The organism is Candidatus Eisenbacteria bacterium, assembly GCA_005893305.1.
Taxonomy (GTDB): Bacteria; Eisenbacteria; RBG-16-71-46; order SZUA-252; family SZUA-252; genus WS-9.
The window spans coordinates 130,765-150,171 of sequence record VBOZ01000017.1 but is presented as its reverse complement, the minus strand read 5'-3'; the positions used below and the strand labels follow the sequence as shown (position 1 = coordinate 150,171).

Below are 19,407 nucleotides of genomic sequence, written 5' to 3'. Positions count from 1 at the left end.
TGCTTAGTGGAGGTTTGAGGCACGGCTGCGATCCCTCCGAAGCGTTGCCATCGCTTCGACCCAACTTTCCTTCAAGTCCAAGAGCGCCTCGAAGGCCGCCTCGAAATCACCTTGTTCCAGATCGGAGAGACAGGCGTCGAAATGGGCGAGAACCCTGCCGCCCGCCTCTCTTCCCTTCGGATCGAGCCGGCCCATGAGGTCGAGGACGGCTTGCTCGGTGATGATGCGGTTCTCCTCGCGGCACCCGCGGAGCGCGCAATCGAAGAGGGCCAGCACCTCCTCGCCGCGCTCCAGCCAGCGGTCGATCTCCGACGAGTCCCCTCCCCGGGGCAGATTCACGCGCGCCCGTCGTTCGCGAGTGCGGGGGTCCTCAAGGCTTCTTCTCCTGACCGCGATCCCCGGGATCCGGATTTCCCACGGCCGGCGTTCCGCCGTTCCCCGGCGTGGGACTCGGACCTGCCCCCGAGTTTCCGGCCGCCGGTGCGACCCCGCCATCCGCCTTGAGCGCTTGCGCCCGACGGTTCTCCTGCTGGATGCGCTCGTAAATCTCTTCGCGATGGACCTTCACGCTCGGGGGCGCGTCGATCCCCAGCTTCACGTGATTCCCTTTGACCTCGACGATCGTAATTTTCACGTCGTCCCCGATTCGAATGTTCTCGCCAAGCTTTCGGGTCAGGAGGAGCATCGTGCCCTCGTTCTCCCCGGCATCCTGCCAGGGCCGGTTTGCTCTCGGGAGTGCGATCGTCCGGGCAATCCGGCGCCCGTCGCCACTTCCCATTCGGCTCCTTAATCGGCACGAGAAGGTTCCATCTGAACGGAGAATCGGGCGGAAGGACGCGCAGCGCCGCGCGTTTGAAAACGAGGTTGGATTGAGCCAGCGCGAGCGCGAGCGCGCTCGGATTAAGCCGGAGTCGCCCCCAGCCAAAGTCCTACAACGCCGGCCAAGAGCGCGACCTTGAGCGCACGCGTCGTGCGCCGCGCGGCGACGGCGTCGAGAGGCGGAAGCACGATGCACCAGGCGAGAATCGGCGCGGCGACCCCGAGCGAGAGTGCCAAGTACCACGCCCCCGCGTGCCCGAGCAGCCACGGAATCGGAATCAGGAGGAGGCCGGCGGCGGACGCGATGCGGAGCGCCAGGCGAGGGGGTCCTTCCCCGGCCTGGACCGGCCAGGTGCCCTTTCCGGCCGGGGCGTCTCCCGCCACATCCTCGAGGTCCTTCGCGCACTCGCGCGCGAAGCTGACGGCCGAGGCGAGCGCGGCCGCGGCAAGGGACCGGGCCGGGGCTGGTCCGATCCAGCCACCCCAGAGCACCGCCAACCCGCCCAGAAGCGCGACCACCGCAGGGCCCAAGGGGCCGCGATTCTTGAGCCAGGGGCTATAGAAGTAGAGGGAGAGGGCGGCAATGGCGTAGAGCGCGACGTGCGTCGCCCTTAGGGCTTGGGAGAGGGTCAATGCTGCGCCCAGAGCGAGGCAGATCCAGGCAACCGCGTGGGCCGATCGCGCGGTGAGCCGGCCCGAGGGAATCGGGCGGTCGGGGCGGTTCGTCCGATCCGCCGCGGCGTCGACCGCGTCGTTCCGCGCGTACCCGAACGCCGCGGCGAGGGCCGGGGCGAGCGACGCCGGCGCGAGCGCGGGCCCGCCCGCCAGGCGCGCGCCCGCCTCGGCCGCTCCCCACAGCGCGATCAGGTTGAGCGGCCGAACGATCGAGAGGCGCGTGAGCGCGCTCACGACGGTGACAGGTCGGGGAGCTTCCCGCGGATGTGCCGGGCAAACTCGCGCGCCTTGGCCTCGCGCGCCGCCGCGTCCTTGGCGCGGAGCAGCTCCTCGAGGAGCGCGCTCCCCACGATGACGCCCTCTGCCAATCCCCGCCACGCGGCCAGGTCGCTTCCTCTTCCGATCCCGAAACCGAGGCAGCGCGGAAGGGGCGAGTGGGCGCGGCAGGCGCGGAGCATCTCCGCGACCGCGGGATCGGCCGCGCCCCCGCCGGTGACGCCGAGGCGCGCCACGACGTAGAGAAATCCCCGGGCCTCGGCGGCGATCCGCTTGACGCGCTCGGGGGCGGTGGTCGGGGCCACGAGGGCGATCGTGTCGAGGCCGGACTTCCGAAGTCCCTCCCAGAGGCCGGGCTCTTCCTCCGGCGGGAGGTCCACGAGGATCACGCCGTCCACGCCCGCGTCGCGCGCTTCCTCCGCGAATCGCGGGGGCCCGTATCGGACGACCGGATTCAGGTAGGTCATCAGGACCAGCGGCGTCTCGTGCCGGGCGCGAAGCCGCCTGGCCTGCCCCAGTACGTGGGCCAGGGTGACGCCCGCGGCGAGCGCGGTCTGCGTCGCGCGCTGGATCACCGGACCGTCCGCGAGCGGGTCGCTGAACGGCACGCCGAGCTCGAGCACGTCGGCCCCCTCTTCGCAGAGCGCCGACGCGAGGCGGTCCGATTCGTCGATGTCGGGAAATCCGGAGGTCAGGTAGGGAACGAAGGCGCCGCGCGGGGTTTGCCGGGCGGCCTCGAACGCGCGGCCGATCCGGCCAGCCATGCTCAGCCGCTCAACGCAGCGGCGCGGCGGTAAGCCTCGCGGGCTCGGAGAGGCAGCTCCTTCTTGTCATAGGCGACGCCGAGGAGCCTGTGAACGCGTGGATCGTCCGGCTTCAGGCGGACCGCGCTCTCCAGGGCGAGGATCGCCTGGTCGGGCGCGTCTTGGTTGTTGTAGGCCACGCCCAGGTGGTAATGGAGGCGGGCATCGTCCGGGGACAGCTCGATTGCCTGCTTCAGCTCCGTCACCGCGCGCGAGTACGCCCCCACGCGGAGGTGGAGCAGCGAGAGCGCGTAAAGGCTCTCGACCTTCGTCGGATCGAGCCGGACCGAGGTAACGAGCATCGACTCGGCCTGCTCGACGTCATCTTCGCCGAGGAGCGCCCATCCGAGATTGAAGTGGGCCTCCGAGCTTTCGGGGCTGAGCGATACCGCTCTCCGGAATTCCTCGACCGCGTCGGCGCGCATGCCCGCCTCGGCGTAGAGAATCCCCAGATTGGAGTGCGCCTCCGCGCAGGCCGGATCGAGCGTCACGGCGCGGTGGAGCGCCTCCAGGGCCACCTCGCGCTCCCCCAAGTCGGCGCGCACGACGCCCAGGTTGACCCATCCGCGAACGTGCCGGGGATCAAGACGCACGACCTCCTCGTACGCCAGCCGCGCGCCGTTCCCGATCCCTTGCCGCGCCAGATGGAGTCCTTGGCGATACCACGCCTCGACGACCTGGGGACCGGACTCGAGGGCCCCGCGGAAATAGAGGTCCGCCTCCTCGAACGCGCCCGCGCGAGAGAGGAGATCGCCGAGCAGCGAGAGGAGCTCGGGAGAGCGCGGGTGGGCGAGGATTCCCTGGCGCAGCGCGTCGATCGCGAGATCGCGCCGGCCCTGCGCGGAGAAGGTCCGCGCGACTTCGAGAATTTCCTCGGAGCCGGCGCCGCTTCGAATCAGCTGCTCGGGCGTCGCGACGCTCTCCGCGCCGTTGACCGCGTCATCCGCGAGACGCCCCTCGCTCACCGAAATGGGAATCGCTTGGTCCACGCGCGGAGCCTAGGAAGCGCCTTCCCACGGTGTCAACAAAAAAGGCCCGGTCGCTCGGGCCTCTCGTCGAATTTGTCGGCCGGCGGCGGTTTCGGTGCCGCCGCGGAGATCAGTCGGGGATGACTTCCAGGTCGCGCATCATCGAGCCGCCGCGTGACGACGACTTCTTTCCCTTCTTGGTCTCCGAGGTCGAGTCCATGACCTCGATCCTCACCTCGAAGACGAGCTTGATCTTGCCCGAGGCCGGCAGCGAGGCCAGCTCGATCGGAACCGTGATCTGTCGCGTGTCGCCGGAGCTCTCCACGAGGGAGGAGCTGGACCGTCCGCCGTAGCTCGCCTCCCGCTCGATCTCATCCGCCGCGAACGCGGAGCCCGAGTCGTCCTGCCGGGTGATCACCGGCTCCCGGATCGGAACGAGATCATCCTTCGTGAGCACGCCCTCGTCGGGCTGCATGCTCGCGGGGGGCTTGAACGCGCCGCCGGAGAGCGACTCCTCGACCAGCGAGTCCTCCGACAGCATCGGGATCTCCTCGGCGGGCGCCTTCTCCGGAGCCCGCGCCGGCTTCTCCGGGGCCTCCTGCCCCTTTCCCCTCTTCAAGAATTGCATCAGCTTCCCGCGGCCCGACGCGGATTCGGAAGTTTGGGTCGGGGCCTCCTCGACGGCCGCAGGCTTTTGCTTCGCATCCTCGGCTTTGACCCGAGGCGACGCGGCAAGGCTTCCCCGATCGCGATCGATCACATCCTTGGAAATCTTGGTCAGAAGCAGCTTCGAGACTCCCCGCAGGGTCTCGAAAACGCCGACGCCGGATGCCGCCTGCGCTTCGTAGGTCGGCACGTTGTTGCGATTCAGCTCCTTGTTCATCTGGGCGACGGAGAGCGCGTTCGGAAGGTCGCGCTTGTTGAACTGCATCACCCACGGGATCGTCTTCAGATCGAGCCCGTACGACTTGAGGTTCGTATCGAGGTTGCTCAAGCTCTCGCGGTTCTCCGCCATCTTCTCGGGCGAGGAGTCGGCCACGAACACAAGCGCGTCGACGCCCTTCAAGACCAGCTTTCGCGTGGCGTTGTAATAGACCTGACCCGGCACGGTGTAGAGCAGGAAGCGGGTCTTCATTCCCTGGAGCTCGCCCAGGTCGAGGGGAAGCAGGTCGAAGAAGAGCGTCCGGTCGGTCTGGGTCTTCATGGAGACCATCCGGCCGCGGTTCGTCTCCGGGACGCTGTCGTAGATCTTCTCGAGGTTGGTCGTCTTCCCGCTCAGACCCGGGCCGTAATAGACGATCTTCGCGTTGATCTCGCGTCCCGAATAGCTGACGACGACCATGTCGGCGCTCCTCGCTGAATGTGGACTGCCTGTTTTGAATTTGGCGCGGAAAGCCTTGAGGTAGGACTCTGCGCCGGCCCATCGCGTGGGCCAGCACGATATGTGCCAACTGGAGAAGCGGTTGCGGGTGGCGCGGCGGGAGGGGTGGGCTGTTAACTTATTCTAAATAAACAAATTAGGATTTGGGCTAGTGCTGACGGGCTGACCCCAGCCGGCGGTCGCGGGCCGCGCCGTGCGGAGTGCAAGGGGGACAGCAGTTTGCCCTAGATAAGGCGCGGCTCGCGCTTGATCCAGATCCCGTTGCGCTCCTTCATTTGCAGGCTTGGCGCCCCGGGCTCGCGGACGCTTTCGTAGTGGCTCAGGAGCAGCTTTTTGAGCTCCGGATATTCCTCGGTCGGAAAATAGCGGCTCACCTTCCCGAACATCCCGTCGCGCTCGGAGTAGCGCAGGAGCATCACCTCAGTCACGCGCTCGTACTGCTCCTCGCCATACGCGACCTCGGGATTCTCGTCCACGTCGATCCACAGCGAGGCGACGTTGCCGGCAACCTCGAACTCGTGCTTCGTCCGCATCAGGTATTCCCAGAGGCCGAAAATCTCGAGCGGAACGTACCTGACGGTTCCGTCTCTCGAGCTTCCTGGCCGCCGGATCTCACAGCGCACCAATTTCTGACTCGGCATGGTCCCCCCCACGACTTCACCGCGACCGCGTCATCCATGGCATGGGTGTTGCACATGCTTCCTAGCTGAAGCCCGACCGATCCGAACTGGCCGGGAGGTGCTGCTTCACTCAAAGGGCCTGGGGCCCGGGAGAATCACCCTTGAAGCGGACAACCGTGTCACCCGCCCCTTGGTTTCTCGCGCGGCGCGCGCCCGAAGTATATTGCCGGCGCGACAATCGAGTGTATCCGTTCTGCCCGCACGCGGCCGAGGGAGTGAGCTGCCCCTGTCTCCACGCTCTGGAGACCGCGGATGGGCTCTTCGAGCCGAAGTCCACGGACGAAGAGAAGCTGCCGTAGCCTGCGGCTGAATCGATCCACCGTTGGGTGAAACCCAGCCGCCACTCTAGGCAGCGCCGCGCGGCAAGTCAACGGATTCGGCCCGACTTACCCCGTTCCGGTGGCATTCTTGACACCCCGATCGGGCTTGCTGTAGCGTCAGCCGCTTGACGGCTTCAGGCGTAGCGGACCCACCCGACTCGGCCGTGCTCCCGCGATTAATTCTCAACGCCATCCAATCGACCTCGGCGGCATTGCCTCCATTCGCCCAGCGCGCGTTCGCGCGGGCGCTCGCCGCGCTCCAGTATCGCCTGAGCCCCGGCCGCCGCTCCGCCGTCCTGGAGAACCTGGCGCGGATCGCCGCCTGCGGACACCCTGGCCTCGCCGACCCGAAGGCGCGCGGGCGCGCGGCGCGGAGCATGTTCGAGTCCCACCATCGGGGCTGGATGGAATATCTGGGCCGCTCCACGGCCCTCGCGTTGCCGGCCGGCTCCACCTTCCGGGTCTCGGGCACCGAGCTCCTGTACCGCGCGATCGCGCGGGGACGGGGCGCCATCCTCGCGATGCCGCACCTGGGCAACTGGGAGATCGTCGGCGTCGGATTGACGCGGCTCGGGCTCCGGATGCACACGGTGACGGGAGTGCAGATCCACCCCCTCCTGGCCCGCCAGGTGCGCGCGCTCAAGGAACGCGCGGGGATCCGGGTCACCACGCTCGAGGACGGCTTCGCGCCGCTCGTCAAAGCGCTCCGGGGCGGCGAGGTCCTGGCGCTCCTCGTGGACGGCGACGTCTATTCCCGCTCGCTGCCCGCGGACTTCTTCGGCCGCCGCGTCCCCTTCCCCGCCGGCCCCGCGATCCTCGCGCGGCGCGCCCGGGTGCCGATTCTCCACGGCCACGCCGTGCGCGGGCCAAGCGGAGATCACGAATTCACGTTCGACGGCCTGGATGAGCCGGACTTCGACCTGCCGCTCCACGAGGACTTGCGCCGCCTCACGGCGGGCGTCGCGCGGGCCCAGGAGCGAAACATCGCGGCCCACGTGACCCAGTGGTGCATCTTCCGCCCCATCTGGGGAGTCGATGCCGCTTAGGATCGCCGTCGTCAGCCAGGCGTATCACCCCGCGGTGGGCGGCGTGACCGAGCACGTCGACGCCACCGTGCGCGTGCTGCGCGCCCGCGGGCACGAGGTGACGATCGTGACCTCCCGCTTCGCCCAAGGCGTTCCCGACGAGCCTGGCGTGATCCGCATCGGGCGGAACCTGGTCATTCCCTACAACGGCGCCGAGAACAACATGACGGTCGGCATGGGGCTCCCGCGCCGGCTCGCGGGGATCCTCGAGCAGGGTCGCTTCGACGTGATCCACACGCACTGCCCGCTCTCCCCGGTGCTCCCGCTCCTGACGCTTCGACTCGCGCGCTGTCCCGTCGTGGGAACGTTTCACTCCTCGGTGTCCTCGGACATTCCGTTTCGAATGTTCCGCGGACCGCTCCTCCCCCTCTACCGGAGGATCGATCAAACCCTCGCCGTGTCCGAGACGGCGCGACGGTGCGTTGAGCGCTATTTCCCTGGCCCGCTCGAAATCGTCCCGAACGGGGTCGATCACGCGCGGTTTCGCCCGGACCTGCCCCGGCTCGAGCGCTTCGACGACGGCGTGCGGAACATCCTGTTCGTCGGTCGCTTCGACCCCCGAAAGGGGCTCCCCGACCTGATGCACGCCTGCGCGGAGCTCGCGCGGGAGGGGATGGAGTTCCGATTGATCCTCGTGGGAGACGGCGGGCTGCGCGGGCAAGTGGAGCGGCTTGCCCACGGTCCGCTCGAGGGAAGGGTCCATTTCGAGGGAAAGGTCGGGCACGAGCGGCTGCCGCGGTATTACGCGTCGGCCGACATCTTCTGCTCGCCCGCCCGAGAGGGAGAGAGCTTTGGCCTCGTACTCCTCGAAGCGATGGCCTCGGGCGTGCCGATCGTGGCGACCGACCTCGCCGGCTACCGGACGGTGCTCACGCACGGAGACGAGGGGCTCCTGGCGCCGCCGCGAGACCCCGCGGCCCTGGCATCGGCCCTTCGCCGCCTCCTCAAGGACCCCGCGCTGCGCGCCCGAATAGGCGAACGCGGGATCGAGACCGCGCGCGCCTACGGGTGGGAGCGGATCGTGGATCGCCTCGAGACGATCTATACGACGCTGGCAGATCCGGCGCGCGCGGGCGGAGCGCCCGGGCCTCGCCCGACCGGGCTTCCCGAGACCGCTCCGCTCGTAGCGGCCGTCCGCTGATGGGCGGAGCGGTTCCGCTCCGCCTCTTCCGGCTTCCCAGCTTCCGCGCTCTCTGGATCGGGCAGCTCGTCTCGATCTTCGGGGATCGCTTCACCTACCTGGCGCTCCTCGCCCTCGTGATGGAGCGCGCCTCGGATCCGAAGAACCCGGCACCCGAGCTTGCGTGGATCCCCGTCGCGAGCTTCCTCCCCGCGATCCTCTTTGGCCCCTGGATCGGCGCGCTGGTCGACGGCTGGAACACGCGCACGACGCTATTGGTCTCGGACGCCCTGCGCGGGTTCCTCGTCCTCGCGATCATCCCCGCGGTCGAATGGCATGGGCTCCCGGCCGCGTTCGCGCTCATCTTCCTCCTCTATCTGGTGAACGCGTTCTTCCTCCCGGCGCGGTCGGCGATTCTCCCTGAGCTGGTGCCGCAAGACTCCCTGGTCGAGGCGAATTCGCTGGCCACCCTGGCGGGAATTCTCGCGACGATCGCCGGGTCGTTCCTGGCGGGAGCGCTGATCCAGAGGTCCGGGTGGAGGATCGGCTTCGTCCTCGACGCGGCGACCTACTTCGTCTCGGTGGCGGCGCTGGCGTTCATCCGCATAGAGCCCCGGACGCGCCCTCGCCTGGACGGCGGACCCCTTCGCATCTACGGCGCGCTGGCGCGCGACGTCCGCGAGGGGGCCTCGATCGCGCTCGCATCGCCGCGGGTCCTCGGATCGATCGGGACCGTGGCGCTGCTCTGGGTGGCGGGTGGGGCGCTCCACGTCTCGATGCCGATGGTGATCGCGCGGCGGGGGGGCGGCGTGATCTCGGGGCTCGGCGCGGCCCTCGGGTGTGCCGCCGCCGGGATGGTCGCGGGCACGCTCCTGCTCGCATGGCGCGGGAAGGCCGGATCGGCCGAGGCGCGGATCGGCATTGGGCTGGCCGGCGCGGGCCTGGCCCTTCTCTCCTTCGCTGCATTGAAGGACACGGCCGCGCTCGCCGCGGCGGCGTTCTTCGCGGGAGTCTTCATCGCGTTTCTTCTCGTGACGACGGAATCCGCCATTCAGGAGTCGGTCGGTCCCGAGGCCCGGGCTCGCGTCTTCGCGCTTCGGGATTTCCTGGCCCGGGCCGGCGTCTTGGCCAGCGCCGGGGTTCTCGGCCTGATGTTGAAGCGAGGTTGGCTCTCGCCCGCGGCCACGGTCGGAACGGCGGGCTCGATCCTGCTTCTCGGCGGGATCTGGGGCGGGGTGACGCGACTGGCGAAGCGGGGGCGAGCGGGTCCGGAAGCCCGGGACTCCTAGAAGATCTTCTTACCCTCGGCGAGCATCTCGTTCAGAGCGTCTCGGAAGTAGGGAGTCGAGTTGGCGAATTCCGCTCCGACGCGCTCCTTGTAGATCTCCCACGACTTCTTGATCTCGTAGCCGAGCATGGCGACGAGGTTCCCTTCCCGGATGCCCCGGTCCCGTTTCTCGCGGTTATAGATCGCGATGTCGGACGCGAGGACGCGGGCGAGGCGGCGAGCCTTCTCGTGTTTCGACTGATCGTCCGGCGACAGGCCGGCGGGGATCGGCGTCCCGGCCGGGGCGGGCGAGGTCGACTCGGCCGCGGGCGCGGGAGCGGGCGCCTCGAACGAGGCGGCTGCACGCGGAGGGGCCTCCGGCACCGGGATCGACATCGGGCGCTCCTCGGCCGCGACGGCCGGCTCGGACATCGCCAACGAGGTGTCGATGCCGGGGAGGGGCTGCGGGGTCCTCGGCTTCGGCTCGGAACTTCGCGACGGCGGCTCGGAGCTACGCGACGGCGGCGCCCCGCCTCGCTCGAAATCGGGATCGGCCGGTGGAAGGTTCGCTGTGCCTTCGAACGGCCGATCGACCACGATCTCCGACTCGACGGATTCGACGGGAGCCCGCTCGGCTACGAAGCCGCGCTCGAACGGGGCGTCGGGCACCCGGATCGACGCCGGCGGCGGCGGCGCGGCTGGAGCCGGCGGCGCGGACCGCGGCGACGGAGCGCTGGGCGTCGGGGACCGGCGCATCGACGATGGTCTAGGTGACGGCACCGGTTCCGGCGGCGGGATGAGCTCCAGATCCTGGGGCGCCAGCTCCATCACCGGGGGCGGAATGGTCATCACCGTTTCGCACTTCTTGCACTTCACGCGGGCACCCTGGTTAGGGATGAGCGAGTCCTGGATGTTATACCGCGCGCTGCACTTCGGGCATACGAGGGTCATGCGTTCCGCTCCTCAAGGCTACGGGTCGAGGCCCGTTCGATCCGTCTATCGGCCGCTCGCCCTGCATCTTTGGCCATTTTTCTACCCGCTTCCCAGATAGCGATCGGCGCCGGCGAAATGCGCCTCGATCCACGCCTTGAGACCCGGCCCGCCGCCCTCGGTTTCCCCCTGCTCGAGAAGGAGGCGGCCCCATTCGCGGGCCGCCTCGATCAGGTCCGTGTCGCGGGTCACGTCAGCGGCGTGGAACTCCGGAAATCCGTGCTGCGACGTCCCGAGTATCTCACCCGGACCGCGGAGCCTCAAATCCTCCTCGGCCAGCCGAAAGCCGTCCGAGACCGTTTGAAATATCTGGAGCCGCTTCCTCGCCAGGGCCCCGATTCCCTTGCCCCGGACGAGGACGCAGCGCCCCGGCCGGTCGGCCCGCCCCACGCGGCCGCGGAGCTGATGGAGCTGGGCCAGCCCGAAGCGCTCCGGGTGCTCGATCGCTATGAGGGTCGCCTCCGGAATATCGAGCCCCACCTCCACGACCGTTGTCGCGACGAGGATGCGGGCCTGGCCGCTTCGGATGCGCTCGAGCGCGTCGCGCCGCTCCTCCGCCTTGAGGCGCCCGTGCACCAGCGCGACGCCGGCCGCGCCGAGGGCGGCCGTCTTCGAGAGCTTCGCGGCCATCGCGGTCGCCGCCTTCAGGTCGAGGGTTTCGCTCTCCTCGACCACCGGGTAGACGACGAATGCGCTTCCTCCGGCCGCGACCTCGTCCCGGAGGAGGTCCACCAAAGCGCCGGGGCGGTCGCCGTCGATCGACCTCGTCTCGACCGGCACGCGCCCGGGCGGCTTCTCGTCCAGGATCGATAGATCGAGGTCGCCGTAGAGGGTCATCGCCAGGCTGCGGGGGATCGGGGTCGCGGTCAGCACGAGGAGGTGGGCCGACGCCCGCGCGTCGCCGCGCCGCGTCAGCGTGATCCGCTGGCGTACCCCGAAGCGGTGCTGCTCGTCGACCACCACGAGCGCGAGGGACCGGAATGAGACGTCGCGCTCGAGAAGCGCGTGCGTTCCGATGGCGATCGGGATCTCGCCCGACTGAAACCCGGCCTCGAGGCGGCGCCGCTCCGCCGGCGGGGTGGCGGCCGTGCGGAGCCCGAACGAAATGCCGGTGCCCGCGAGGAAGCGCGACGCGGTGGCCGCGTGCTGCTCCGCGAGAAGGGCCGTCGGCGCGAGGATCGCCGCCTGCTGCCCCGCTCCGACGGCACGCACGGCGGCGGCCAGCGCGACCACGGTCTTCCCCGAGCCGACATCGCCGAGGAGAAGACGACGCATCGGTGTTTCGAGATCGAGATCCGCGCCGACCGCATCCACCGCCCGCCGCTGGGCCGGCGTGAGCGGAAACGGGAGGCCCTCGATGAAGCCCGCCGCCGCCGCCGCGCCTCGATCGAGCGCGGGAGCGCGGCTCCCCTTCCTGTGGTTCCGCCGGGCGAACTGGAGCGCAACCTGGAGGGTTAGAAGCTCCTCCAGCGCCAGGCGCCGGCGCGCCGGCTCCGCGTCCTCGGGGCGCGGAGGAAAGTGGACTTCCTCGAGGGCCTGCGCGAGCGGCGGCACCCCGCAACGGGACCTCCACTCCTCGGGAACCACGTCGGGGATGCGCGGGAGGTCGTCGAGCGCGCCGCGCACCCGCGCGCGGAGCCATCGCTCGACCACCCCTTCCGTCAGGGCGTAACGCGGAACGACACGCCCCACGTGCAGGTGCCCGTCCGTCGAATCGACCGGCTCGAATTCGGGGTTGTGGAGCTCGAGGCCGCGGAACGCCTGGACCGTGCCGGAGAAGTGGTATCGCTCCCCCACCTGGAGCGTCGAGGCGAGATAGGGCTGATTGAACCAGGTGACCCGTACGAATCCGGTCTCATCGCGGAGGGTCCCCGAGAGATTCCGCCTCCCCCGGAAGGGACGCGCTCGGAGGTCGGCGAGGGTCGCCACGATCGAAGCCTCGGCGCCGGCCGCGAGGCGCGAGATGGGAACGGTCGCGCTGCGGTCGCGGTATCCCGTCGGGACGTGGAAGAGGAGGTCCCGGATCGTGTGGATCCCGAGGCGCGCGAGCCTGCCGGCCATCTCGGGGCCCACGCCTTTCAAGAAGCGAACCGAATCGGTCAAGGAGGCCATCGCCGCGATGCTAGGCGGCGTACGCCACTCAAGTCAAACCGGCGCCGCGCTCCGACCCGCCGGGCGCGGCCTCGCCGATCAGTTGATCAGCGTGTTCGCTCCGTAGCTGACAGGCTTTTCCGGGCGGGCGCTGTCCGCGGGCGCGGCCGAGCCGATCGTTCCGACCGGCTGCCCGGGCGCCGAGTCCATCGCCGTCCCGGCGGGCATCGCGATCCCGGTCGGCTCGTGATTTCCCTTGAAGAGCGAGTAGCCGATCCCGATCGCGATCGCGGCGATCAGGACGATCGCGATGATCAGCGGCGCTCCCGTCGACTGTGCCACCGTCGGCTCGTCCGGCGCGGAAGCGGCCTTCCGGCGATTGCCGGGATGATCCTTACCCTGCGGGCTCATCTACAATTCCCTCCAAGCCAGCGTCCGAGCGCTCGGCGCGTTGGCGGTGAAGCGGTTCGTCACCGGGTAGTACGGGGGGATGATTCCCCGGCGGTCGTACATGAAAGTTCTGCCGTAGCCGGTCGCCTGCTGGCCGGTCGTGGAGTTGAACGTGCCGAACGCCCCGTAGTAGCTCTCGACCATCCCGCCGCGGAGGTTGAACGTTCCGCGCGACGAGCCGCTCCCGTAGCCGTCCACGGTGAACGACCCCGCGGCGCCCGTGGCCATCACGAAGGCGTCCAGGTTCATGTTGTCGGGCGCCGTGCCGCCGACGCGCACGCTGCCGCCGCTGGAGTAGATCCCAAACACGTTCTGGCTGTTCGGGTAGCCCTCGTACGTCAGGTCGCGCTGAATCACGATGTCGCCGGTCGCGGCGAGGAGGAGCTGCGTGTCCCGTGCGATCGCCGGCGGAGGGCTCCCGCCCACGCGGTCGGGTCCGCGCAGATCGCTCACCGTCCCCTTCACGTATGCGACGCCCAGGGGGACGCCCGTGTAGTCCGTCGAGGAGGCGCCCACGGAGACGCGCGTCGAGTTGGTGCTCTTGTCCACGGTGATCGAGGTCGTCGTGCCACCCTGCTTCATCGTGTAGACCTGGCGGCCGTACGCGTCGAGGCTGGTCGTCATCCGGTCGAGATTCCCCTGAACGTAGATCCCGCCGTTCAGAGAGCTCCCGGAGTGGAGCACGTAGACCCCGGTGGGCGGCGGGCTGCCGCCCCAGCCGAGGCCGAGCGCGTTGTTGATGTCGCTGTTGCTCGGCGGTGTCGTGTCGGACGGATTCCGCCCGAGCGCCGCGTTCTGCTGGCTGTAGCTGTTGGCCGGCAGCGTGATCGCCGGCTCGCCGCGGTCGAACCCGCCGAAGAACCCGGGGACGTCGACGGAGCCGTTGTTGTCGGCATTCAGCTCGACCGGGCTCCCCGCGTTGTTGTACCAGGCATCGTTGTTGACGCTCGTCACGAGGTCCTGGAACTGGGGCGCGTACGCGAAGCGGTACTCCGTGTTCGTGTGCACCCGTCCGTCGAACCGCGTGTTCGACGTGAACCAGACCTGATTCCCGCCCGGCGAGAGGTGGACGTTCGTGAAGACCAGGAAGTCCGCGAAGGAGCCGCGGGAGCAGCTCACGCGGAGGACCCCGGTCGTCTGGACCGAGCGGGATCCGGTCGAGCCAAATCCCCCTGTCGCGTTCGTCGTGTACGTGTAGTCGTAGGACTGCGCCGTAGGCTGGAGCGAGCTGTCCGTGAAGGCGATCTTCGCCTGCGCGGTGAAGCTCGGGTTCGTGCCGGTGGTCGTGATGACGCCCGTCGGGAAGAGACCCTGAGGATTCGAGATGATCGGGCCCACGCCGCTCCAGGCGCCGACGAGGCTGTCGAGCTTCGCCTTGGCCATGTTGGCCATCGTCTGCTGGGTGACGCGCACCCCTGCGTCGGCCGAGAGCAGAGCGCCCCGCGCGATGTGCACGTTCGACGACATCGCCCGCTCCCCGGTGACCGCCGACATGAACGTCGCGCCGAGAATGGACGCCAGCAGCACGACGAGAAGCGCGCTGATCAGCGCGAATCCCCGTTCGCCGTCCCTGGCGCTCAAAATCGGTCGGCTCAACATGACGGCCCCCCTCTTAGAAGGTTCGTGGTCGGACCAGCGTCCACACCGAGTCGGCGAGGTACGGTGATCCACGATCGGCCACCTGCGTTGCGATGACCGGACGGATCTTGTCGATTCCGTTGAAATCAACCGGGTCGCGCGTCTCCGTGAGGTCCTGCATCAGGTACCAGACGTGGAACGCGCTCACGTCGGTCGCCACGACCTGGGCCGCGGATCCCTGATCCCTGCGTGTCAGGCAGGGCGTGCTGAAGCCCGTGGCGTCCACCTTGTAGGTCACCCAGGTGACCCGATAGACGCGCGAGCCGGTCGGGTAGCCGCCGACGGGCCAGTTCGTGTGTCCTCCCGCCATGTTGTAGATCGAGGAGGCGTCGTGCACCAGATCCGCCGGCGCATTCGGCACCGCCGTGACCTGGAAGATGTGCGCGGTGGATCCGTTCGTGACGAGAACGAAGTCGCCGGCGCGAAACCCCGTCGTGCTGTCGCACGGAATCGGGGATCCGGAGCTCGGGGTGGTCATCGGGGCGCGAAGCGTCGTGCACGCGTCCCAGCCGCCGAGGAGCTCCAGGGAATCGTTCCCGGCGGCGGTCGTGAAGCCCGGCACCAAGGCGTGGATCGTCATCGGGGAGCCGTTCAGCGCGCCGTAGATCGGAATCCGGCCCCAGCCCGAGCCGACCATCCGGACCTCCCGCTCGATCAGCTGGAGCGCAGCGCGGGAGCCTTGCCGGGCATCCACGACCCGCTCGGTCCGGCGCGCGCTCGACTGCGCGCGGAAGAACGAGTAGTAGACCGCGGCCAAGACGGCGCTCAGGATCGTCATCGTGACCATGAGCTCGACGAGCGTGTATCCGCGAGCCGGGCGCGCCCACCTCTGTCGATCGACCCGATTCACGTCAGCCTCCCGATCTCGGAACCACGATGACGACGCTCGCGCCCGGGGCGGAGAGCGCCGTCGGCCAGCGCACGTCCACGGTGGCTCTCTTGCACTGAGCCATCGGCTGGTCGTTCTGCACGGACCAGCTCACGTAATATTTTCCGTCGTAGGGATTCGCGGGATCGGGATGCGACCCCGCCGTTAAGTCCGGGTCGGCGTAGCTGGTGGAGAGCAGCCGCTCCGCGCGCGCGGAGGCCAACTCCGAGGCGCGCGTCTCGTCCCCCGACCGGTTCACGCTGCGAGACCCCGACGGCATCATGGCCGCGATGCTCAGGATGCCGATGACGAACACCATCAGCGCCACGAGCACTTCGACGAGCGTGAAGCCGGATTGGGCTCGGCGCGTCATGGGCGGTAGACCAGGCCGGTCGCCGAGATGAGCAGCGTGTCGAGGTCGCCGCTTTGGCCGCCGACGACGACCGATCCGCCCGTGACGCTCGGGGCGAGCGCGCCGCTCGAGTCGAAGATCACGGAATCGATCGGCGAGAGCGAGACCGACGTCAGCTGGGTACCGCCCGGCAGCGTGAACGACTTCCATGGCTCACCGATCTGCTTGACGCGATCGCCGTTCACGTCGGTGTGGACGCTGTAGGTCGTGACGCCCGCCGTGGAGATCCCGTTTCCGAACGCCACCACGATCGGCCGGTGGGAGGTCACGGCCTGCTGGCGGGCGAGTCGGAGCGATCCTTCGAGGAGGTCGCGTGCTTGTTTCTGGGAGAGGGAGCGGGAGAAATGAATGAACGAGGGAAGCCCGGCGGCCATCAGGACGCCGGCCACCACGACCGCGACCATGATCTCGACCAGCGTGAAGCCGCTGCGATGGAACGCCTTCACTCTTGTTCGCCCCCCGGCACCGCGTCGCGCGTCAAGTTTCTTCCACACCATAGGACGCAACCGATGTGCCAGGGGTTGTGGCCGGCTCCCGCAATTAGCTAAATGGCAATGGGATACGCGCGGCGTGAGGCTCGATTTTTGGCTCCAGGCGCGGTGCGGCCCCGTGCAGGTCGCCCTCGTCGAATGGGGCAAACCGCACGGGGCGGGATCTCAGTGTGGCGCTGCGAAACGGGCCGAACCGTTGCGGCGGAAGGGTCGGATCGAGTAAACTGGCGCGCTCTTCACACTGGAGGAATTCATGGCGAGAGTTTGCGACATCTGCGGCAAGGGCGTTCAGCACGGGCAGAACATCAGCCACGCCCACAACGTGACCAAGCGGCGCTGGGAGGTAAATCTCCAGACGGTTCGCGCGCTCGTCGCGGGACGGCCGAAACGGATCCGCGTCTGCACGCGGTGCCTCCGCACCGGCTCCGTGCAGAAGAACATGGGCCAAAAAGCAACGCAGCGCGCCCGGGCGATCTAGCTCCGGACGCGCTGCACGTTCCCCACCCCACCCCTACACCCCGCCCCCTGGCGGGGGATCCCCTTCCAGCAGGGGAAACTCCCTAATCCATCTGCTTCCGCATGAACGCGGGGACATCCATGTTCTCTTTCGTGATGGCACGTCCGCCGAAGGGACGCCGCGTGGTGGAGGGCGCCATCCGGAATGCGGGCCTTGCCGTCGGAGCCGGACCCGGCGCTTCCTCGGGCTCGACGTCTTCCTCGCGGGCAGCCGGCCGGACCACGACCGGCGGGCGCGCCACCGCCCGCTCGCGCGGCTCGATTTCGTAGATCCTCGGACTCGTCATCGCGCGCAGCTGCTCGGCCGATTTCGCCTTGGCGTCGCCCTTGCCGAACCCGGTCGCGATCACCGTGATCGAAAGCGAATCGCCCATCGACTCGTCGATCACCGCGCCGAAGATCACGTTCGCGTCGTGGCCGGCCGCGTCGACGACGACCGTCACCGCTTCATTGATCTCGTGCAGCGTCATCGACTCGCCGCCCGTCACGTTCACGAGGAGCGCCTCGGCACCCGAGATCGAGATCTCGTCGAGCAGCGGGCTCGAGACCGCGGCCTGGGCCGCCTCGTACGCCCGGTTCGGGCCGGTCGCGTGCCCCGCGCCCATGAGGGCGTTTCCGCGCTCGGCCATCACCGTCTTGACGTCGGCGAAGTCGAGATTGACCAGACCCGGAACCGTGATGAGGTCGGAGATGCCCTTCGTCGCGTGGTGGAGCACCTGGTCCGCGACCTTGAACGCTTCGCGGAGCGGCGTGTGCTTCTCGACGATCGCGAGAAGCCGCTGGTTCGGGATCACGATGAGGGTATCCACCTTCTCCCGGAGCTCGCGGAGCCCCTCCTCGGCGATCTGCGCCCGCTTCCTTCCCTCGAACTCGAAGGGGCGCGTCACCACCGCCACGGTGAGCGCTCCCAGCGATCGGGCGATGCGCGCCACGACCGGCGCGGCGCCGGTCCCGGTGCCGCCGCCCATCCCGGCAGTCACGAACACCATGTCGGAGCCCTCGAGCGCCTCGGAGATGAGGGCCTCTTCCTCTTCCGCCGCCTCCCGCCCGACGCCCGGATTCGCGCCCGAGCCCAAGCCCTTCGTGAGGCCCGTGCCCAGCTGGAGCTTCTTCGGGCAGAGCGACGCATCCAGAACCTGCGCGTCGGTATTCGCCGCGATGAACTCGACGCCCCTCAACCCCGCCTCGATCATCCGGTTGACCGCGTTCCCACCGGCCCCTCCGACGCCGATCACCTTGATCGATGCCGCCAACGAATCCTTGTCATCATCATCGATCAGCTCGAACATTCGACTCTAGCCTCCCTGGTTTTGCGCCGGTCCTAGACCAGCTCCTCGATCCAACGTCGGAGTCCCACCGAGATCCGACCGATGACTCCCCCCTCCGCCGCCCTTGGCCTGGCGTCGTGCAGCAATGCGTGCATCGCCAGGCCGACTCCGGTCGCGAACCGGGGATTGGAAACCGCTTCCGTCAATCCACTGAAACCGATCGGGATTCCGCGGCGTGCGGGCAGGTCGAAAACCTGCTCCGCCAGCTCGGGCATCCCGGGCAGCGACGACGCGCCGCCGGTCAGGACCACACCCGCGCCGAGCAGGTCGGCGACGTGGTTCTTCCGCACCTCCTTGCTTGCCAGAGCGAAAATCTCCTCCACGCGCGGCTCGATCATCATCGACAACATGTGCCTCGAGATGTCCCGATCCGGTCTCCCTCCCACGCTCGGCACGCGCACCGACTCTTCCTGGCGCACCATCGAGGTGAGCGCGCACCCGCAGGTGAGCTTGAGCGCCTCTGCCCGCTCGACCGGCGTGCGGAGACCGATGGCCAGATCGTTCGTGATGTTTGAGCCCCCGAGCCCGATCACCGCCGTGTGGCGGATCGAGCCCTCGAAGAAGACCGCGACGTCGGTGGTTCCCCCGCCGATGTCGAGGAGGACCACGCCCAGGTCCCGCTCGTCGGGCGTGAGGACGGCGTGCGCCGAGGCCAGAGGCTCGAGCACCAACTCCTCCACATAGAGCCCGGCGCGCTCGGCGGCGCGGATCAGGTTCCGGCAAGCCGACGCCGCGCCGGTGATGATGTGGACCTCCGCCTCGAGGCGGACCCCCGACATCCCGACCGGGTCGCGAATCCCGTCCTGATCGTCGACGATGTACTCTTGCGGAATCACGTGGAGGATCTCGCGGTCGGTCGGGATCGCGACCGCCTTCGCGGCCTCGGTCACGCGCGCCACGTCGCCCGGCCGGATCTCCGAGTCCTTGCGCGCGACCGCGATGACGCCGCGGCTGTTGATACCGCGAATGTGATCCCCCGCGATCCCCGCGTAGACTCCTTTGATCGTCCGCCCCGACATCCGCTGCGCCTCGTCCACGGCGTGCTGGATCGAGCGGACCGTCTTCTCCAGATTCACCACGACCCCGCGCTTCAGCCCGTCCGAGGGCGCGGTCCCGACTCCGATGATCCTGATTCCGTCGGTCTCCTCGTCCCACTCCGCCACGATCGCGTTGATCTTGGTGGTGCCGATATCGAGGCCTGCGTACATTCTCCCTTCTGGCATCCCGGC

General features: G+C 68.7%; 20 protein-coding genes. 4 read left to right on the top strand and 16 right to left on the bottom strand.

Annotated features, from left to right (window positions below; genetic code table 11):
• Window positions 1–3 precede the first annotated feature (3 nt).
• The 7 genes from E6K79_07000 to E6K79_06970 all read right to left on the bottom strand — a co-directional run bounded on the left by E6K79_07000 (window position 4) and on the right by E6K79_06970 (window position 5,563).
• On the bottom strand, window positions 4–339 hold the full coding sequence (locus E6K79_07000; GenBank protein TMQ64778.1) for a hypothetical protein: 336 nt from the start codon (window positions 337–339) through the stop codon (window positions 4–6).
• A 31-nt stretch (window positions 340–370) separates the two neighbouring features.
• On the bottom strand, window positions 371–685 hold the full coding sequence (gene csrA, locus E6K79_06995) for a carbon storage regulator CsrA (GenBank protein ID TMQ64777.1): 315 nt from the start codon (window positions 683–685) through the stop codon (window positions 371–373).
• Window positions 686–900: 215 nt separating this feature from the next.
• Window positions 901–1,872 (bottom strand): hypothetical protein, encoded by a 972-nt coding sequence (locus E6K79_06990; GenBank protein ID TMQ64776.1) that lies wholly within the window; start codon window positions 1,870–1,872, stop codon window positions 901–903.
• Entirely contained in the window at window positions 1,725–2,534 is an 810-nt protein-coding gene (locus E6K79_06985) for a tryptophan synthase subunit alpha (GenBank protein TMQ64775.1), read from the bottom strand. The genes E6K79_06990 and E6K79_06985 overlap by 148 nt, the downstream gene beginning before the upstream one ends.
• A 2-nt stretch (window positions 2,535–2,536) precedes the next feature.
• Window positions 2,537–3,562, bottom strand: coding sequence for a tetratricopeptide repeat protein (locus E6K79_06980; protein TMQ64774.1), 1,026 nt, complete (start codon window positions 3,560–3,562; stop codon window positions 2,537–2,539).
• Window positions 3,563–3,671: 109 nt separating this feature from the next.
• Window positions 3,672–4,883, bottom strand: a complete 1,212-nt coding sequence (locus tag E6K79_06975; GenBank protein TMQ64773.1) for a GTPase domain-containing protein — start codon at window positions 4,881–4,883, stop codon at window positions 3,672–3,674.
• 263 nt (window positions 4,884–5,146) lie between these two features.
• On the bottom strand, window positions 5,147–5,563 hold the full coding sequence (locus E6K79_06970; protein TMQ64772.1) for a hypothetical protein: 417 nt from the start codon (window positions 5,561–5,563) through the stop codon (window positions 5,147–5,149).
• A gap of 484 nt (window positions 5,564–6,047) precedes the next feature.
• Here E6K79_06970 and E6K79_06965 point away from each other — a divergent pair, with 484 nt between their 5' ends.
• Genes E6K79_06965 through E6K79_06955 form a run of 3 tightly spaced genes read left to right on the top strand, consistent with a single transcriptional unit; the run spans window position 6,048 to window position 9,416 of the window.
• Complete coding sequence (locus E6K79_06965) at window positions 6,048–6,968, top strand: lysophospholipid acyltransferase family protein (protein ID TMQ64771.1); 921 nt, start codon at window positions 6,048–6,050, stop codon at window positions 6,966–6,968.
• Window positions 6,958–8,148, top strand: coding sequence for a glycosyltransferase family 4 protein (locus tag E6K79_06960; GenBank protein TMQ64770.1), 1,191 nt, complete (start codon window positions 6,958–6,960; stop codon window positions 8,146–8,148). The genes E6K79_06965 and E6K79_06960 overlap by 11 nt, the downstream gene beginning before the upstream one ends.
• On the top strand, window positions 8,148–9,416 hold the full coding sequence (locus E6K79_06955; protein TMQ64769.1) for an MFS transporter: 1,269 nt from the start codon (window positions 8,148–8,150) through the stop codon (window positions 9,414–9,416). The genes E6K79_06960 and E6K79_06955 overlap by 1 nt, the downstream gene beginning before the upstream one ends.
• On the opposite strand, the gene E6K79_06950 is transcribed toward E6K79_06955, so the two are convergent.
• The 7 genes from E6K79_06950 to E6K79_06920 form a co-directional block, all read right to left on the bottom strand.
• Entirely contained in the window at window positions 9,413–10,345 is a 933-nt protein-coding gene (locus E6K79_06950; GenBank protein ID TMQ64768.1) for a hypothetical protein, read from the bottom strand. The two genes, E6K79_06955 and E6K79_06950, sit on opposite strands and share 4 nt — an antisense overlap.
• Before the next feature lie 81 nt (window positions 10,346–10,426).
• On the bottom strand, window positions 10,427–12,496 hold the full coding sequence (gene recG, locus E6K79_06945; protein ID TMQ64767.1) for an ATP-dependent DNA helicase RecG: 2,070 nt from the start codon (window positions 12,494–12,496) through the stop codon (window positions 10,427–10,429).
• A gap of 78 nt (window positions 12,497–12,574) precedes the next feature.
• Entirely contained in the window at window positions 12,575–12,886 is a 312-nt protein-coding gene (locus E6K79_06940; protein ID TMQ64766.1) for a hypothetical protein, read from the bottom strand.
• Window positions 12,887–14,524 carry a DUF4900 domain-containing protein gene (locus tag E6K79_06935; GenBank protein ID TMQ64765.1) on the bottom strand — a complete coding sequence of 546 codons (1,638 nt, stop codon included), beginning with the start codon at window positions 14,522–14,524 and terminating at the stop codon, window positions 12,887–12,889. It abuts the gene before it with no gap.
• 13 nt (window positions 14,525–14,537) lie between these two features.
• Window positions 14,538–15,413: a type II secretion system protein gene (locus tag E6K79_06930; GenBank protein ID TMQ64764.1), complete on the bottom strand. Its 876-nt coding sequence runs from the start codon at window positions 15,411–15,413 to the stop codon at window positions 14,538–14,540.
• 1 nt (window position 15,414) lies between these two features.
• A complete protein-coding gene (locus E6K79_06925; GenBank protein ID TMQ64763.1) occupies window positions 15,415–15,804 on the bottom strand; it encodes a prepilin-type N-terminal cleavage/methylation domain-containing protein in 390 nt (129 codons plus the stop codon).
• The gene (locus E6K79_06920; protein ID TMQ64762.1) at window positions 15,801–16,340 is read right to left on the bottom strand and encodes a type II secretion system protein; all 540 of its coding nucleotides are present in this window, start codon (window positions 16,338–16,340) and stop codon (window positions 15,801–15,803) included. The genes E6K79_06925 and E6K79_06920 overlap by 4 nt, the downstream gene beginning before the upstream one ends.
• Window positions 16,341–16,587: 247 nt before the next feature.
• On the opposite strand from E6K79_06920, the gene rpmB reads away from it, so the two are divergent.
• The gene (gene rpmB / locus E6K79_06915; GenBank protein ID TMQ64761.1) at window positions 16,588–16,812 is read left to right on the top strand and encodes a 50S ribosomal protein L28; all 225 of its coding nucleotides are present in this window, start codon (window positions 16,588–16,590) and stop codon (window positions 16,810–16,812) included.
• Window positions 16,813–16,894: 82 nt separating this feature from the next.
• On the opposite strand, the gene ftsZ is transcribed toward rpmB, so the two are convergent.
• Window positions 16,895–18,139 carry a cell division protein FtsZ gene (gene ftsZ, locus E6K79_06910; GenBank protein TMQ64760.1) on the bottom strand — a complete coding sequence of 415 codons (1,245 nt, stop codon included), beginning with the start codon at window positions 18,137–18,139 and terminating at the stop codon, window positions 16,895–16,897.
• Between the two features lie 32 nt (window positions 18,140–18,171).
• Complete coding sequence (gene ftsA, locus E6K79_06905; protein TMQ64759.1) at window positions 18,172–19,401, bottom strand: cell division protein FtsA; 1,230 nt, start codon at window positions 19,399–19,401, stop codon at window positions 18,172–18,174.
• Window positions 19,402–19,407: the final 6 nt, after the last annotated feature.

Bases quoted from the DNA above. Each gene is read 5' to 3' on its own strand.
- E6K79_06955 (TMQ64769.1), top strand. From the start codon at position 8,148: ATGGGCGGAGCGGTTCCGCTCCGCCTCTTCCGGCTTCCCAGCTTCCGC.
- E6K79_06970 (TMQ64772.1), bottom strand. From the start codon at position 5,563: ATGCCGAGTCAGAAATTGGTGCGCTGTGAGATCCGGCGGCCAGGAAGC.
- E6K79_06985 (TMQ64775.1), bottom strand. From the start codon at position 2,534: ATGGCTGGCCGGATCGGCCGCGCGTTCGAGGCCGCCCGGCAAACCCCG.
- E6K79_06975 (TMQ64773.1), bottom strand. From the start codon at position 4,883: ATGGTCGTCGTCAGCTATTCGGGACGCGAGATCAACGCGAAGATCGTC.
- E6K79_06950 (TMQ64768.1), bottom strand. From the start codon at position 10,345: ATGACCCTCGTATGCCCGAAGTGCAGCGCGCGGTATAACATCCAGGAC.
- ftsA (TMQ64759.1), bottom strand. From the start codon at position 19,401: ATGCCAGAAGGGAGAATGTACGCAGGCCTCGATATCGGCACCACCAAG.
- E6K79_06925 (TMQ64763.1), bottom strand. From the start codon at position 15,804: ATGACGCGCCGAGCCCAATCCGGCTTCACGCTCGTCGAAGTGCTCGTG.
- ftsZ (TMQ64760.1), bottom strand. From the start codon at position 18,139: ATGTTCGAGCTGATCGATGATGATGACAAGGATTCGTTGGCGGCATCG.
- E6K79_06960 (TMQ64770.1), top strand. From the start codon at position 6,958: ATGCCGCTTAGGATCGCCGTCGTCAGCCAGGCGTATCACCCCGCGGTG.
- rpmB (TMQ64761.1), top strand. From the start codon at position 16,588: ATGGCGAGAGTTTGCGACATCTGCGGCAAGGGCGTTCAGCACGGGCAG.
- E6K79_06940 (TMQ64766.1), bottom strand. From the start codon at position 12,886: ATGAGCCCGCAGGGTAAGGATCATCCCGGCAATCGCCGGAAGGCCGCT.
- E6K79_06935 (TMQ64765.1), bottom strand. From the start codon at position 14,524: ATGTTGAGCCGACCGATTTTGAGCGCCAGGGACGGCGAACGGGGATTC.
- csrA (TMQ64777.1), bottom strand. From the start codon at position 685: ATGCTCCTCCTGACCCGAAAGCTTGGCGAGAACATTCGAATCGGGGAC.
- recG (TMQ64767.1), bottom strand. From the start codon at position 12,496: ATGGCCTCCTTGACCGATTCGGTTCGCTTCTTGAAAGGCGTGGGCCCC.
- E6K79_06920 (TMQ64762.1), bottom strand. From the start codon at position 16,340: ATGGTGTGGAAGAAACTTGACGCGCGACGCGGTGCCGGGGGGCGAACA.